12 protein-coding genes are annotated in these 14,875 nt (G+C 70.9%); 3 read left to right on the top strand and 9 right to left on the bottom strand.

The window, feature by feature from the left end:
- Positions 1 to 14 precede the first annotated feature (14 nt).
- From ACTMTF_RS25430 to mshB, 6 genes are all read right to left on the bottom strand, one after another.
- The gene (locus ACTMTF_RS25430) at positions 15 to 1,955 is read right to left on the bottom strand and encodes a GH32 C-terminal domain-containing protein (RefSeq protein ID WP_441112922.1); all 1,941 of its coding nucleotides are present in this window, start codon (positions 1,953 to 1,955) and stop codon (positions 15 to 17) included.
- 188 nt (positions 1,956 to 2,143) lie between these two features.
- On the bottom strand, positions 2,144 to 3,079 hold the full coding sequence (locus ACTMTF_RS25425) for an MBL fold metallo-hydrolase (RefSeq protein WP_441112921.1): 936 nt from the start codon (positions 3,077 to 3,079) through the stop codon (positions 2,144 to 2,146).
- A 30-nt stretch (positions 3,080 to 3,109) separates the two neighbouring features.
- Positions 3,110 to 3,541, bottom strand: coding sequence for a hypothetical protein (locus ACTMTF_RS25420; protein ID WP_441112920.1), 432 nt, complete (start codon positions 3,539 to 3,541; stop codon positions 3,110 to 3,112).
- Entirely contained in the window at positions 3,538 to 4,038 is a 501-nt protein-coding gene (locus tag ACTMTF_RS25415; protein WP_441112919.1) for a flavin reductase family protein, read from the bottom strand. Before ACTMTF_RS25415 ends, ACTMTF_RS25420 begins: the two co-directional genes overlap by 4 nt.
- Positions 4,039 to 4,056: 18 nt before the next feature.
- Positions 4,057 to 4,476, bottom strand: a complete 420-nt coding sequence (locus ACTMTF_RS25410; RefSeq protein WP_441112918.1) for a DUF6113 family protein — start codon at positions 4,474 to 4,476, stop codon at positions 4,057 to 4,059.
- An 11-nt stretch (positions 4,477 to 4,487) separates the two neighbouring features.
- A complete protein-coding gene (mshB, locus tag ACTMTF_RS25405; RefSeq protein ID WP_441112917.1) occupies positions 4,488 to 5,393 on the bottom strand; it encodes an N-acetyl-1-D-myo-inositol-2-amino-2-deoxy-alpha-D-glucopyranoside deacetylase in 906 nt (301 codons plus the stop codon).
- Between the two features lie 45 nt (positions 5,394 to 5,438).
- Between mshB and ACTMTF_RS25400 the strand changes: the two genes are divergently transcribed.
- Positions 5,439 to 7,511: a prolyl oligopeptidase family serine peptidase gene (locus ACTMTF_RS25400; protein WP_441112916.1), complete on the top strand. Its 2,073-nt coding sequence runs from the start codon at positions 5,439 to 5,441 to the stop codon at positions 7,509 to 7,511.
- A gap of 83 nt (positions 7,512 to 7,594) precedes the next feature.
- A complete protein-coding gene (locus ACTMTF_RS25395; protein ID WP_441112915.1) occupies positions 7,595 to 9,040 on the top strand; it encodes an alpha/beta fold hydrolase in 1,446 nt (481 codons plus the stop codon).
- Between the two features lie 84 nt (positions 9,041 to 9,124).
- On the opposite strand, the gene ACTMTF_RS25390 is transcribed toward ACTMTF_RS25395, so the two are convergent.
- Positions 9,125 to 10,909 carry an ABC transporter ATP-binding protein gene (locus ACTMTF_RS25390; RefSeq protein ID WP_441112914.1) on the bottom strand — a complete coding sequence of 595 codons (1,785 nt, stop codon included), beginning with the start codon at positions 10,907 to 10,909 and terminating at the stop codon, positions 9,125 to 9,127.
- 4 nt (positions 10,910 to 10,913) lie between these two features.
- Complete coding sequence (locus ACTMTF_RS25385) at positions 10,914 to 12,572, bottom strand: ABC transporter transmembrane domain-containing protein (protein WP_441112913.1); 1,659 nt, start codon at positions 12,570 to 12,572, stop codon at positions 10,914 to 10,916.
- A gap of 197 nt (positions 12,573 to 12,769) precedes the next feature.
- On the opposite strand from ACTMTF_RS25385, the gene ACTMTF_RS25380 reads away from it, so the two are divergent.
- The gene (locus ACTMTF_RS25380) at positions 12,770 to 13,390 is read left to right on the top strand and encodes a phosphotransferase (RefSeq protein ID WP_397011780.1); all 621 of its coding nucleotides are present in this window, start codon (positions 12,770 to 12,772) and stop codon (positions 13,388 to 13,390) included.
- A 3-nt stretch (positions 13,391 to 13,393) separates the two neighbouring features.
- Here the strand turns inward: ACTMTF_RS25380 and ACTMTF_RS25375 are convergent, their stop codons facing one another.
- A complete protein-coding gene (locus ACTMTF_RS25375) occupies positions 13,394 to 14,863 on the bottom strand; it encodes an AAA family ATPase (RefSeq protein ID WP_441112912.1) in 1,470 nt (489 codons plus the stop codon).
- Positions 14,864 to 14,875 lie beyond the last annotated feature (12 nt).

Raw genomic sequence — 14,875 nt, 5'->3', positions numbered from 1 at the left:
CGGGCCCGTCACGGTCAGCTGACCCGGATGTTCTGGTACTGGGCGGTGCCGTTGTAGACGTTCAGCCCGAAGTGACCACTGGCGAACTCGCCGTCGGTCGCGTCGATCACCGGTTTCGCGCCGTCACCGAGGTACACCTTGAGATTGTCCCCCTTGGCCACCACCTTGAGGTGGTACGTCTGGCCGAGGGTGATCGGCGTCTTGTAGGTGGCGATGTCACGGCCCGGCCGCCACAGCTTCACCACGCCCGCATTGCTGTCGATGTTCATCGTGTAGTGCTGCTTCGCCAGCGGGTCGGCCCTGAAGGTCAGCGCGGCGGCCACGCCCGAGACCAGCCGCACGTCTCCTTCGTAGGTGAAGTCGGCGCCGGTGTGGTCGCTGAGGTAGAAGGCGTCCCCGCCCGCCACGGCCTGCTTGCCCCACGCGACGTCCGTCCAGGAGCCGCCCACCGTCCGCCACTGGCCCGGCAGGTCGTGGTTCAGGGTCGGCTCGCCCAGGCCCCAGGTGGAGGCCAGGTCGTGGATCGTGAGGGAGACCAGCCTGATCCGGCCGTCGGTGTGCAGCGACACGCCCCGGCTGTCCGGCCGGGGGTCGAAGTTGACGCCCTCGGTGATGGAGAGCCGGCCGTCGTTACCGAACACCTCCAGTTGCGCGCGGTCCACCAGCATCCGCATCTTGACCCGGTCACGCACCGGCTCCAGCGCGGCGCCGTTCAGCGTGCGGGCCTTGGCGTCGTACAGGACCTCCTTGCCCGCGACCCCGTTCGGCCGCACGTCGAGCCGCAGCCCGAACCGGGTGGCGGTGGAGCCCCGGAGGTCGAACTCGGCCTCCACCTCGTAGGTGTCGACTGACTGGTCGCGGAGCAACCGCCCGGCGGTCTCCGGCCGGAGCATCTCGTTGCGCAGCGAGAAGGTGCCGTCGCGCAGCTTCTCGACCTCCTCGATGGGCGTGCGGGTGACGCGCGGGCCGTCCGGGGTGCCGCGCAGGCCGAGCACCGAGGGGAAGCTCGCGTTGCCCGTCCAGGTGGCGCCCCGGTTCTCGCCCATCCAGGCCATCTGCACGACCCGGTCGTCGGGCATGTCGTTGAAGACCTGCGCGGCGTAGAAGGAGCCGCCGACGTTGGTGCGGCCCGCGTCCATCCGCTGCGGCCGCGTCCAGTCGGTGCTGAACGTCCTGCCGTCGAACTCGCCGACGACGTACTCGGCGCTCGCGTCGGTGAGCACCCACTTCATCTTTCGCTTGTCACCGTCGACCGGCAGCGCGAACAGGTCCGGGCACTCGAAGAACCAGTCCGCCTTGAACCTGCTCTGGAAGGTCCAGTCGAGCAGGTTCGGCGAGGTGTAGAAGTTGGCGCCGTTGCCGCCCTCGTCGGACCAGACCAGCATCACCCACTGCTTGGTGGCCTCGTGCCACAGCACCTTGGGGTCGCGGCTGGTGCCGGGCATGGTGACGACCTTGCGGCCGTTGTCGTAGGACTTGAAGGTACGACCGGCGTCGGTGCTGTAGAAGACCGTGACGCCGTTGGTGCCGGAGAAGACCACGAACGGGGCCTCCTCGCCGGAGCGCAGCCCGGAGGTGTTGGCGTGGTCGACGACGCCCGCGCCGGAGAAGAGGTCACCGGGGTGGACCCCCGGCTCCAGGGCGATGGGCTTCTGCGTCCAGTGCACCATGTCGGTGCTGGTGGCATGGCCCCAGTGCATGGTGTCCCATTCCAGGCCGTGCGGGTTGTGCTGGTAGAAGAAGTGGTAAGTGCCCTTGTAGTGGAGCAGGCCGTTCGGATCGTTCATCCAGCCGCTCTGCGAGCTGAAGTGGAACTGGCCCCGCTGCGGCTCGCCGTAGGAGGTCGGCTGGTAGGGGAACTCTGGATAGTCGGCCGTCTCGCCCGCGTGACCGGGCGATGAGGTGGTCAGCGCGGCCAGGGTGGCGAGCGCGAACAGGGCCGCTAAGCGACGCATGATCCTGTGCATGGGGTCTTCTCCTGAGTCACGCGGTCTCAGATGAGTGGCTAAATGCGCCTCTCACCTGGGGGGATGATGTGTCAACGTTGACATATGTCAACGTTGACATCGCGTGCTGAGATGATCGGCCCTCGGCGCGGGGCGCGTCAATGCCTCAGGCCGTAACAAATTGGAAATACAGGATTTCAGGCCGCGAACGACCGGGTCTCCCCCACCGCCAGATCCCACAGGTCCTCGCGGGGCAGGCCGCGTGCCGCCCACTCCGACCGGGTCCACTCCAGCGGCTCCAGCAGCGGCTCGCCCGACAGCACGAACGTGCCCCAGTGCATGGTGGCCATCCGCCGCGCGCCCACGTCCAGGCAGCCCTGGACCGCCTGAGCCGGATTGACGTGAGCGGGCTCCATGGCCCACGGCGGCTGGTAGGCGCCGATCGGCATCAGCGCCAGGTCCAGCCCCGGGTACCGCTCACCGATCTGGGCCAGCCGTTCGCCATAGCCGGTGTCGCCCGCGAAGTAGACCGAGCCGTCGATCACCCAGCCGCCCCACAGGGTCCTGCAGGTGTCCCAGAGCGTTCGCCTGCTCCAGTGATGCGCGGGCACGAAGTCGAAGCGCACGCCTCCGACCCGCGCGGACTCCCACCAGTCCAGCTCGACGACCTCGGTGAATCCGCGCCGTGTGAACCAGGACCCCAGGTTCGCCGGCACCAGGACCGGCGTGTCCCTCGGCAGCCTGCGCACGGTCGGCCAGTCCAGATGGTCATAGTGGTTGTGGCTGATCACCACGGCGTCGATCTCCGGCAACTCCTCCCAGGCGACACCCGGCGCCGTCAGCCGCGATCGCACCCCGGGGAGCCGGCGCGACCAGACGGGGTCGGTCAGGATCGTGCGCCCGCCGATCCGCAGCACGAACGTCGCGTGGCCGACCCAGGTGACCGTCGACTCGCCCGTGACGGCCGTGGCGGGCCCGGCGGCGACGGGGATGCGATCGGCGTCACGCAGGTCCGGGGGGAACGTGGTGTGCCACATGATGCTGAGCAACTCGCGGAACTCCGGGAGGGATTCGGTGAGCCGGTCCCGGTAATGTGCCGGCCGATGCGGAACATGAGTGATCTGCTGCGTCATGGGCTGCCACTGCCCCGCGCGGTGGATCACTCACGTTGAGCGACGCTCACCTGCGCGTCCGCGCCGGCGCAGGGGCGCACGCGGGTATCCGCCGTCCTCCAGGTTCGCCAGGCGCTCGAAGGGGTTGTACGAAGCCTGGTCGCCGCAGACCACCACCGAGACCAGCATCGCCAGGAGGTACAGGGGCAGAAAAGGCAGGCCCGCGCAGCACGCCCACTGGGTCGCGTGCCGGCCCTCGTGCAGGAGCAGCCGCTCGTCGAGCGCATCGCGCCTGGTCAGCACCACGTTGCCGACGGTGAACGCGCCGGCGATCGGGAAGCGGAAGCGGTAACCGCAGGCGAGCACCAGCCCGTCGGGCCCCGGCCGCCTGGTGGCGCCGCCCACGACGCAGAGCAGCAGGCCGAGCGGGGTGGCGAGGTTGACGTAGTTGACCACCCGACGCACCCGATAGCGCCGCTTCACAGCCTTTTGTACTCCCCCTCGTGATAGATCAGCGGCGCCCCCTCGGCGGGCGTCCCCAGGGCTGTCACGGCTCCCACGATGATCGAATGGTCACCGCCCGGATGGACCGCGTGCGTGTCGCATTCCACCGTCGCCAGCGCGGCGTCGAAGAGCGCCACCCCCGACTCGCCCCGGTGGTGCGGCCACCTGGTGAGCTGCCCGATCAGCGGCCGCCCCCGGTGCGCGAAGAACTGCGAGGCGTCCCGCATGGAATCGGGCAGCACCGACACCCCCCACACCCCGGTCTCCAGCACGGCGTCGTGGAAGCGGGCCACCTTCTCCGCGCAGAAGAGCACGAGCAGGGGATCCAGCGACACGGAGGTGAACGAGTTGACCGTCATGGCGTGGTCGACGCCGCCGATGCGAGTCGTGACGATCGCCACGCCTGTGGCGAATCGCCCGACGACCTTACGGTAGGTTTGCCGATTTACGTGCCGCTCTATGGATCCATGGTGCACGAAGATTACTTTATGCTCCTATAACTGGCTGCTCTCCGGGTGCCCGTGCAACAACCACGAACGACCCGATGAGGGCGACAGCCAGAAGGCCACGATCAGGGCGCAGATCCCGCCGTAGAGGTACACGTACCCTGCGGTGTTGCCCGAGATGACCAGGTCGCCGGCGCCGAGTTCGAACGAGAACGCCATCGACACCAGCAGCCACCCCACCGCGATCACGCCCGCGCCGAGGCGCGAGCGCATCATCCTGCCGGCGCCCAGGCAGACGCCGAACAGGGCGAGCAGCCAGATGATCGCCGTGACGGGAACCGGCCCGGCCGGCCAGATCTCACCGCCGTGGGTGAACCCGCCCACGACGCCCATGACGACGCCCAGCACGAAGAGCATGCCGTAGGCGGCTCCTGCCAAGGCCGACTCGGCCTGGCTGCGTTGCTCCATGTCGAACGAGATTAGTGGATCCCGGCGAACAGATCGTTCTCGCGGTCGTACGGCTCACCGAGCCCTCCCGCCTCCACCGGCGGCCCCGGCACGGCCGGCCCGCGCAGCCCGCTGGCCAGGACGAAATGCTCCACTCCCAGCATCTCCTGGCCGATGTCGTTCGACAGCGCGAACCACGGCTCCCGCACGGTGATCTGCGTCGCGTGCGCGCGCATGGCCGCCACCTTGTGGCCGATCCACGGGCGCGCGTCGATCTCGGTGGTGATCACCTCGTCGGGGCTGCCGAACGGCATCTCGTCCACGCTCTCCACGATGAAGCCGGTGCCGGCCTCGCTGAGCGCCTCGTTCGTACGCCGCATCACGGACCTGGCGCTGGCCGTGTGGTAGAACTTCGCGATCAGCCACGGATCGCCCTCGCCGAAACCCGCGTCCGCGGCCAGCTCGGCCGCCCGCCGGGAGACCCGATGGGCCTGGATGTGGTCGGGATGGCCGTAGTGGCCGTTGTCGTCGTAGGTGACCAGCACCTGGGGCCGCACCTCGCGGATCACCTTGACCAGCTCGCCGGCCGCCTCGTCCAGGTCGGCCTGCCAGAACGCCTCGGGCCTGTCGTTGGAGGCGGCGCCCATCATGCCCGAGTCGCGCCAGCGCCCCTGCCCGCCGAGCAGGCGGTGGTCCTCGACGCCGAGCGCCGCGCAGGCCGCGGCCAGCTCCCCGATCCGGTGCCGGCCGAGCGTGTCGTCCCGGTCGGCGGCCAGGTGGGCGAGCTCCGGCGGGATGATCTCCCCCTCCTCGCCCAGGGTGCAGGTCACGAGGGTGACATGGGCGCCCTCGGCGACGTAGCGCGCCATGGTCGCCCCGGTGCCGATCGACTCGTCATCCGGGTGGGCGTGCACGAGCAGCAGCCGTCGGTCAATCATGGTCCCGAGCGTAACCAACGCCTGGCTGCTGGCAGGATTGGGCCCATGAGTCAGAGCTTCCCGCGCCTGTCTGCCCGGACCCGCCGGTTCACCCTCGGGGTGCCCAGGGGCTTCACGATCTCACCCGACGGCGGAAAGGTGCTGTTCCTGCGCACCCGCTCGGGCACCGACCCGGTCACCTGCCTGTGGGAGCTCGACACCGAGACGCACGTCGAGCGGCTCGTCGTCGACCCGCGCACGCTCGACGCCGACGACCGCGACCTCCCGCCGGAGGAGCGCGCCCGGCGGGAGCGCAGCCGTGAGCAGGCGGGCGGCGTGGTCGCCTACTCCACCGACTCCTCGGTGACCAGGGCCGCCTTCGCCCTGGCCGGCGGCCTCTACGTCACCGAGCTGCCTGACGGCCGGACGCGCAGGCTGGAGACCTCCGGCGCCGTCATCGACCCTCGCATCTCCCCCGACGGGCGACGTGTCGCCTATGTCACCGGCGGCGCGCTGCACGTGCTCGACCTGGCCTCCGGCGAGGACCGGACGCTGGCCACGCCCGAGTCCCCGGCCGTCACCTACGGGCTGGCGGAGTTCATCGCGGCCGAGGAGATGGACCGGATGCGCGGCCACTGGTGGTCGCCGTCGAGTGACGCGCTGCTGGTCGAGCGCGCCGACGACACGCCCGTCCAGACCTGGTACGTCGCCGACCCGGCCAACCCCGACCGCGAGCCCGCGGCCCAGCGCTATCCCGCGGCCGGCACGCCCAACGCCGTCACCGAGCTGTTCGTCCTGGGTCTCGACGGGTCCCGGGTCGCGGTGCCGTACGAGCACGAATATCTCGCGGCCGCGTCCTGGGACTCCCACGCGCTGTCGATCGTGACGCTGTCACGCGACCAGAAGACGATGCACCTGCTCACGGTGGATCCGGCGACCGGGAGCGCCGGCCTGGTGCGCGAGGACACCGACCCCGCGTGGGTCGACATCGTGAGCGGTGTGCCCGCCCACCTCGACGACGGCTCGCTGGTCTGGGTGGCCACCGCCGACGGCGGCCACCGCCTGTTCGTCGGCGACCGTGCCGTCACCCCGCCCACGCTGCAGGTGCGCGCCGTGCTCGACGTCGACCACGACAGCGTGCTGTTCAGCGCGAGCGGCGACCCCACCGAGATCCAGCTGTGGACCTGGGACGGCCACTCGCTGCTGCCGGTCTCCACCAGGTCCGGCGTGTTCACCGGGCGGATGGCCGGCGGCGTGGGCGTGCTGAGCGAGCAGAGCCTCGACGTCGAAGGCGTCTCCACCACGGTGGTGCGCCGCGACGGCATGGCGATCCCGATCCCCTCCTACGCCGAGCACCCCGGCCTCGACCTGCGCGTCTCACTCGGCCGTTCCGGCCGCCGCGAGCTGTCCACCGCCGTGGTGCTGCCCTCGTGGCACGAGCCGGGCTCGCGCCCGCTCCCGGTCCTGATGGATCCGTACGGCGGCCCGCACGCGCAGCGCGTCCTCAACCGGCGCGGCGGCTACCTGGAGAGCCAGTGGTTCGCCGAGCAGGGCTTCGCCGTGATCGTGGCGGACGGGCGCGGCACCCCCGGGCGCGGTCCCGACTTCGAGCGGGCGGTGCTCGGCGACCTGGCCACACCCGCGCTGGAGGACCAGGTGGACGCCCTGCACGGGGTGGCCGAGCAGTATCCCGACGACCTCGACCTGACCAAGGTGGCGATCCGCGGCTGGTCGTTCGGCGGCTTCCTGGCGGCGCTGGCGGTGCTGCGCAGGCCCGAGGTGTTCCACGCGGCCGTGGCGGGGGCTCCGGTGACCGACTGGCGGCTGTACGACACCTGCTACACCGAGCGCTACCTGGGCCACCCCGACGAGCAGCCCGAGGTCTACGACAACTCCTCACTGTTCGGCGACGCCGCCAAGCTCGACCGGCCGCTGCTGCTCATCCACGGACTGGCCGACGACAACGTGGTCGCCGCCCACACGCTGCGGCTGTCGTCGGCGCTCCTCGCGGCGGGCCGTCAGCACAGCGTGCTGCCGCTGTCGGGCGTCACCCACATGACGCCGCAGGAGGTGGTGGCGGAGAACCTGATGCTGCTGCAGGTGGAGTTCCTCAAGAAGGCGCTGCACGTGCTGGGATGACAGACCGTGGGCTGATTCGGGGGCCGCGGAACCAGACCGTGGGCTGATGTGTGCGGGGTGCCGGTTCCGGGATCGTGACCGGCATGCTGAAGTCAATCGTGATCGCCCTGGCCCTCATCGGCTCGGGCGGTCTTCACGCACAGCACTCCGCCGACCAAGTGCGACAGAGCTCTGCCGACCAGGTGCGGCAAGGCTCTGCCGACCGGGCGCGGCAGGCCGACGCCCTGGCCTGGAGCGCCTGTCCCGACGACAAGATCGACATGCTGTGCGCCGATCTGCAGGTGCCGGTCGACTGGCGCAAGCCCGACGGCCGCAAGATCACGCTCAAGCTGGGCCGCCTCAAGGCCACCGGCGCCGCCAAGGGGTCGGCCCTGGTGGCCTACGGCGGCCCCGGCGCCCCCGGCATCGGCTACACCCAGCGTTTCCCCGACCAGTGGGCCGAGCTGCGCGCGCACATGGACGTCGTCACCTGGGACACCCGCGGTTACGGCAAGCAGTTCGGCGGCCTCAGCACCGGCCTGCCCTGCCTCTGGTCGCGCTATCCGATCGCCGAGTTCCCCGAGGACGACGCCGACTTCGCCCGCCTGTCCGACACCAACAGGGGCATCGCCGAGCACTGCCGCCAGAGCGACCCCGAGCTGTTCGCCAACATGAGCTCAGCCGACCACGCCCGCGACATGGAGGCCATCCGCAAGGCGCTGGGCGCCGCCGAGCTCAACTACTACGGCGCCTCCTATGCCGGCTTCTTCGGCCAGGCCTACGCCCGCCTGTTCCCCGGCCAGGTCCGCACGATGGTCCTCGACGGCACCTGGAGCCACAGCTCCGCCGACTGGGCACGCGAGCTGGAGGAGATGGCCAAGAGCAACGAGGAGTTCCTGACCCGCTTCTTCACCTGGTGCAAGGCCGGCGACTGCCGCGACGTCCCACGCACGTGGCGCGCCCTGCTCGCCCGAGCCGACCGCACCCCGATCCCGGCCAAGGACGGCGTCGCCTACACGGGCCGGGACCTGCGGTCCTTCGCGGTCAGCTCCGCCCGGCAGGGCAAGCCCGCCTGGCCCAAGCTGGCCAAGGCGATCCGGGCGGCCCACGGTGGCGACGCTTCCGCCTTCGTCCCCGAGCGCGGCCACCGCTACCCCGACCAGTCCACCGGCGTCACCGAATGCGTCGACTGGCCCCGCCCCGCCACCCGCACGGACCTCAACGCCACCATCGCCCGCCTGCGCCGCGTCGCCCCCAACGCGGGCACCGCCAACTCCCTCGCCACCGGGACGCTCGCCTGCGTCGGCTGGCCGGCACCGGTCACCAACCCGCCCGCTCCTCTGCCCAAGACCCTCCCGCCGCTGCTGGGCGCGGGCGCGTGGGGCGAGTCCGACGCGGTCGGCCGAGTCGTCTCCCAGGTGCCCGGCAGTGCCACCATCACCCACGACGGCCCCGGCCACACCCTCTACGGCACCAACCCCTGCGCCCGCGACCACATCAACCGCTATCTCACCGACGAGACCATGCCACCACGCGGCACCAAGTGCTGAGCCACTCCCAGGACCGTATGGTTATGTGGACAGACCCAACTATTTGACAGACCCCAGCGGCATACCTGCAAGCCCTGGCGCTTGTCACCTGGCCGGCCGTACGACCTGGCTCTGGCGTTGATCCGCCGACGGGGTGCCGTGCCAGCTGGCCCACAGGGCGGCGTAGGAGCCGCCGGCGGCCACCAGTTCGTCGTGGGAGCCGAGTTCGCTGATGCGGCCGTCCTCCACCACGGCGACCCGGTCGGCGTCGTGGGCCGTGTAGAGGCGGTGAGCGATGGCGATGACGGTACGGCCGTCCAGCACGGCGGCGAGTGATCGTTCGAGGTGTCTGGCCGCTCGCGGGTCGATCAGCGAGGTGGCCTCGTCCAGGACCAGCGTGTGCGGGTCCGCCAGGACGAGGCGGGCCAGGGCGAGCTGCTGGGCGTGCGCGGGCGGGATGGTCACGCCACCGGAGCCGACCTCCGTGTCCAGGCCGTCCGGCAGGGCGAGCACCCAGTCGAGGGCGTCCACCGCCGTGAGGGCGGCGCGGACGGCGGAGTCGTCGGCGTCCGGGCGGGCGATCAGCAGGTTGTCGCGCAGGCTGCCCTTGAAGATGTGGTGCTCCTGGGTGACCAGCGCGACGTGCCCGCGCAGGTCGTCCAAAGGCAGATCCACGAGGGGGACGCCGCCCACGGACACCGCGCCGGTGCGCGGGCCGTGGATGCCCGCCAGGAGCCTGCCCAGGGTGGACTTGCCGGCGCCCGACGGGCCGACCATGGCCAGCCGCTCGCCGGGCCGGACCGTGAGCGACACGCCGTGGAGCACGTCGCGGCCCGCACGATAGGCGTAGCGGACCTCGTCGGCCTGCAGCAGCTCGCCGGCCGGGCGGTCGTCGGTGGGCGTGCGGTCGTCGGACACGTTGGCGACGCCGAGGAGGCGGGACATGGCCGCGCCGCCGACCTGCAATTCGTCGATCCACATGAGAAAGCGGTCGAGCGGGTCGATGAGCTGCTGGGCGAACAGGGTGGCGGTGACGACCTGGTCCAGGGTGACCTGGCCACGAGCATGGAAGAGGCCGCCGACCAGCAGCGTCGAGACGACCGGGATCACGTAGCCGAGCTCGATCGTGGGGAACCAGACGGTACGCAGCCGCAGCGTGTAGCGCTCGGCGGCGAAGGAGCCGGCGATGTCGCGGTCGGTGCGCTCCTGCCGCCGCTGGTGCAGGCCGAGGGCCTCGATGGCCCTGGCGCCCTCGACCGTCTCGGCCAGGCCTTCGGTCATCTCGGCGTAGGCGGCGTTCTCGCGCAGATAGCCGTCGCGGGCCCGCTTGAGATACCAGCGGGTGCTGACGAACAGCAGCGGCGAGGCGATCAGCACGGGCAGCATGAGCAGCGGCCCGACCAGCACCAGCGCGCCGACGGTGATCGTGAACGTGACCACCGCGATCAAGGTCTCCGGGACCGCGTGCCGGACCGTTCTGGACAGGGCGTCGACGTCGCGGGAGGTCCTGGTGAGCAGGTCGCCGGCGCCCGCGCGCTCGACGGTGGACAGCGGCAGGGCGAGCACCCGGTCGACGAACTCCTCGCGCAGCCGGGCCAGCACCTTCTCGCCCAGTTTTGCCGAGGCGAGCACCGCGTAGCGCACGAGCAGGCCCTGGAGCAGCAGGAAGGCGCCGATGCCCGCGGCGACGAGCCAGGGGTTCACCTGGACGCCGTCCTGGACGTCCTGCACCAGACCGCCCAGCTGCCACGGTACGGCGAGCCCGGCGGCGGCCGCGAGCCCGTGCAGGCCCAGGGCGACGCCGAGCTCGCGCGGGTATCTCAGGGTGAGCCGCCGGGCGTAGGCGCGCACCTGTTTCTGATCGGCGACGGGCAGGATCTCGCGTGCCATCTCGTCAGTCCTCCCCTCTGGTCACGGTCGCGGCGTAGTCGGGCGAGGTGTCCAGCAGGTCGCGGTGGACGCCTTCGGCGTGCACTCTGCCGTCCCGTACGTAGATCACCTGGTCGGTGCGGTCGAGCACCAGCGGGCTGGTCGTGCAGATCAGCGTGGTCCTGCCGGCGCGGGCCTTGGCCAGCCGCTCGGCGATGCGGACCTCGCTGTGGGCGTCGACGGCGCTGGTCGGCTCCACCAGGATGAGCACCTCGGGGTCGGCGAGCAGCGCCCTGGCCAGCCGGAGCCGCTGCTGCTGGCCGCCGGAGAACTCCCGCCCCGCCTCCGCCACCTGGGCGTCGAGCCCGCCGGGCAGCGCCTCGACGATGTCCTCCGCGCAGGCCGCGTACAACGCTTGCTCGAGTTGCTCGTCGGAGGCGGTGCCGCGCACGTCGAGCTCGTCGCGGAGCCGGCCGGTGAACAGGCGGGCGCCGTTGTCGGCGACCAGGATGCGTGCGCGGACCTCGTGGATGGGCAGCGTGGCCAGGTCGGCGGCCCCGAAGGTGACGTCGCCGTCGCTGTAGCGGCCGAGCCGGTCGGCGATCACGATGGCGTCCTCGGGCGAGCCGGCCGCCAGCGCGGTCAGCCTGCCGGGCTGTACGGTCACGCCACTGTAGGAGTCGCGCAGGACACCGCCCGTGCCGGCGTCGGCGCCGCCGGTCATCTCCGGTTCGATGGCCAGGATCCGCACCACGCGGCGCGCGGCGACGTGTCCCTTGGTCAGCCTGTCGGCGGCCTCGGTGACCGTGCGCATCGGCCCGATCAGGAAGACCGCGTAGGTGTAGAAGGAGACGAGCTGGCCGGGGGTGATCTCGTCGGCGACGGCGAACGACGCGCCGAGGCCGGTGACGAGCGCGACGAGCAGGCCGGGCAGCACGATCTGGGCGCCTTCGAGCAGCGACTCGACCCTGGCGACGCTGACGCCGGCGTGCCGGACGAGCTGGGACTCCTCGCGGTAGCGGCCGGCGAACACCTGCTCGCCGCCGATGCCGCGGAGCACCCGCAGGCCCGCCACGATGTCGGCCGAGCGGGTGGACAGATCTCCGGTCAGGTCACGGTGCCGCTTCTGCCGTCGGTGCAGCGGCCTGAGCATCGGGCCGACGGCCAGGGCCATGAGCGGCACGCCGAACAGCACGAGCAGGCCGAGCGGCAGCGAGGTGGACAGGAGGATCACGGTGACCGTGACGATGGCCACGATCGCGCCGGTGCCGCGCAGCAGGATGTCCATCGAGTGGCCGATGTGGGCGATGTCGGAGTTTCCGACGCTGACGACCTCGCCGGTCGACAGCCGCTTGGACAGGGTGGCGCCGAGCAGGGCGGCGTGCCTGGCGGTCAGCTGGACGGTGCGGTAGGCGGCCGACAGCCAGTTGAAGACGGCGAAGCGGTGTCGCATGATGCCGCTGAACGCCTGCACCAGGCCGAGGCCGAGCAGGGCCGCCGACCAGATGAGCAGGGCGCGGGTGTCCTGCGCCCTGACGGCGTCGACCCCCTTGCCGAGCACGGCCGGCACCAGCGCCTGAACCAGCCACCACAGGGTGGCGAAGGCGATGCCGACCACCAGGGAACGGCTCTGCCTGCGCGCGTTCCACCACAGGTAGCGGAGCGGGCTGCGAATGTCGGGCATGCCAGGATCGGCTTCGGGAAGGGGACGCATAGCCCGTCAAGATTTCCAAAAGATCGCTGGTCACACAAACGATTTTCCAGCTGCACCGTTGCGCGAAGTGACCGAAAATATGATCGATATGACGCCGCGTACAACATGTGGACGAGCCGGGCGCGGCATCTCACACCTGCCCCAGGAGTAGGCCACAATCGTTGCCTGTGGAGCACGGGTACACCAACAGCACGGTCGGAGACGGCGCTCTGGTCGTCAAGTGTTACCAGGGCCCTGACGCCGGGGTCCGGCTCAGGACGGAGGCCAGGTTCCTGCGGCGGCTGCGGGGGCGGCTGCCCGTGCCTCGGGTGCATTCGGTCACCGACACGAGCGTGAGCATGCGCTTCGTGCCGGGCGCACACGGACAGGACCTGCTCGACGACGGCCGGGCGGCCGAGGTTCTCGCCGAGTGCGGCCGCACCCTGGCCCGCCTGCACCGGCTGGGCATCGTGCACGGCGACTACGGCCCGCAGAACATGCTGTTCGACCCGGTGACGTTCGAGACCGCCGCCATCCTCGACTGGGAGTGGGCCCACCCGGGGCGCCCGGTGGAGGATCTGGCCTGGTGTGAGTGGATCGTCCGCGCCCACCATCCGGAGCACGTGCCGCTCCTGCGCCACTTCTTCGACGCCTACGCCGCCGCCGTGCCGCCGTGGGCGGATCGGCACGCCTTCATGCTGGCCCGCTGCCGCGACCTGCTCGACTTCAGCGCCCGCTGGGAGCCGGGCGGCGAGGGCGAGAAGCTGTGGCGCCGCCGCATCGACGACACCGCGACCTGGACCCCGTAACGCCTATTCGCCGCCGTACATGCGGGGCAGATCCACGAGCTCGACGTCGGCGCGCCCGTCCGCGACGCGAGCCAGCTCGGCGGTGAAGCCGGACCGGGCGAACAGCAGCAGTCGGGGCGGCGCTTCGACGCGGGCGTCGGGGAGCAGTGCCCGCAGGTGTTCCAGCCGCTGAAGCTGCGGTAGGTCCATGGCTGCTGTGGTGGACTTGGCCTCGCCGATCGCGATGATCCGGCCGGCGGCGAACGAGCTCTTCTCGGTGATCACCAGATCGAGCTCGTGTCCCCGGCGGTGCTGTCGGCAGGCGATCTCGCTGGGGCGGACGGCCGTGGCGATCCCGCCGAGGGTCTCCGGGGACGCGTGCTCGAAGCACCACTGCCGGGCGAGATCCTCGAAGTGCGGCCCGTAGATCTTCGATGCCACGGTGTCGGCGTTCGCCTGCCAGACCCGCTCGGCCCGACCAGTCACCAACTGCGGCTCGTACCGCTGCATGATCAGCTGATGCAGGCGGACGACCGGCTCGGCGATCCTGAACACGCTCCGCTTGTCCCGCAGCGCGTCGTCCACCTGCTCGACGAGCCCGATGCCGGTCAGCCCCGACAGCAGATGCGCCATGGCCGAGGCGGGACGTCCCAGCGCGGCGGCGATCTCGGAGCGTCGATGGTTTCCGGCGCTGATGGCCGTCAACGTGGCCGCGTACGAGCTGGGATCGGTGATCGACGGCTCCTCGCGAAGCAGGAGCCCGCCCTCCCGGAACATCGCCGAGGCCGGGTTGAGCAGACGTCGCGCCACCCACCGGTCGAACTCGCCACGGTCGGCCGGCCCTGACCCGCCGCACATCTCCAGGTACGCGGGAGTCCCGCCGACCAGGGCGTTCGCCCGGAATGCCAGCTCAGGATCGTGGTCCAGCCCCCAAAACGCGCTCGCCTCCCGGAAGCCGAACGGCCTGACCACCAACTCCAGCACCGCCCGCCCACGCAGCGGGGCACCGCCGCCGAGCAACTGGGCCATCGTGGTGAGAGCGCTGCCGCACAGGATGAGTCGCGTCCTGGTGTGCTCCTTGGCATGCCCGAGCGGGCTGAGCGCCTGCTGAAGATAGGACGGCAGGCCGGGCGTCGCGGACACCAGGTAGGGGAACTCATCGATGATCACGGGCACCGACCGCTCCTCCCCGAGGCGCAGCAACTCATCGAGGCCGTCCCGCCAACTGGTGAAGACGACCGGCTGCCGTAGCCCCCGATGCTCGGCGTAGGCGGCTCCCAGGTCGGCGAGGTTCTGCTCCTCGGTCTGCTGCGTGGCGGCGAAGAGCATGCCGCCGGTCTCACGTGCCAGCAACTCCAGCATGAGCGTCTTGCCCTGGCGACGACGGCCATAGACGAGCCCGAGCGTCGCGCCCACGACCGGAGCCGTCGCGAAGTCGACCAGCTCTGCCCACTCCGGCTCCCGCCCGAACAACCGCTCAGGCTTCTGGATCACTTGACCTCCATT

This window comes from Nonomuraea sp. ZG12 (genome assembly GCF_052068115.1).
Lineage (GTDB): Bacteria > Actinomycetota > Actinomycetes > Streptosporangiales > Streptosporangiaceae > Nonomuraea.
Note: the sequence above shows the minus strand (reverse complement) of the source record. Positions and strands in the feature narration are given on the sequence as shown.

What these genes read in the sequence shown, in the direction of transcription:
- ACTMTF_RS25410 (WP_441112918.1), bottom strand. Translation starts at nt 4,476, where the DNA reads ATGGAGCAACGCAGCCAGGCCGAGTCGGCCTTGGCAGGAGCCGCCTAC.
- ACTMTF_RS25385 (WP_441112913.1), bottom strand. Translation starts at nt 12,572, where the DNA reads ATGCCCGACATTCGCAGCCCGCTCCGCTACCTGTGGTGGAACGCGCGC.
- ACTMTF_RS25400 (WP_441112916.1), top strand. Translation starts at nt 5,439, where the DNA reads ATGAGTCAGAGCTTCCCGCGCCTGTCTGCCCGGACCCGCCGGTTCACC.
- ACTMTF_RS25430 (WP_441112922.1), bottom strand. Translation starts at nt 1,955, where the DNA reads ATGCGTCGCTTAGCGGCCCTGTTCGCGCTCGCCACCCTGGCCGCGCTG.
- mshB (WP_441112917.1), bottom strand. Translation starts at nt 5,393, where the DNA reads ATGATTGACCGACGGCTGCTGCTCGTGCACGCCCACCCGGATGACGAG.
- ACTMTF_RS25425 (WP_441112921.1), bottom strand. Translation starts at nt 3,079, where the DNA reads ATGACGCAGCAGATCACTCATGTTCCGCATCGGCCGGCACATTACCGG.
- ACTMTF_RS25395 (WP_441112915.1), top strand. Translation starts at nt 7,595, where the DNA reads ATGCTGAAGTCAATCGTGATCGCCCTGGCCCTCATCGGCTCGGGCGGT.
- ACTMTF_RS25390 (WP_441112914.1), bottom strand. Translation starts at nt 10,909, where the DNA reads ATGGCACGCGAGATCCTGCCCGTCGCCGATCAGAAACAGGTGCGCGCC.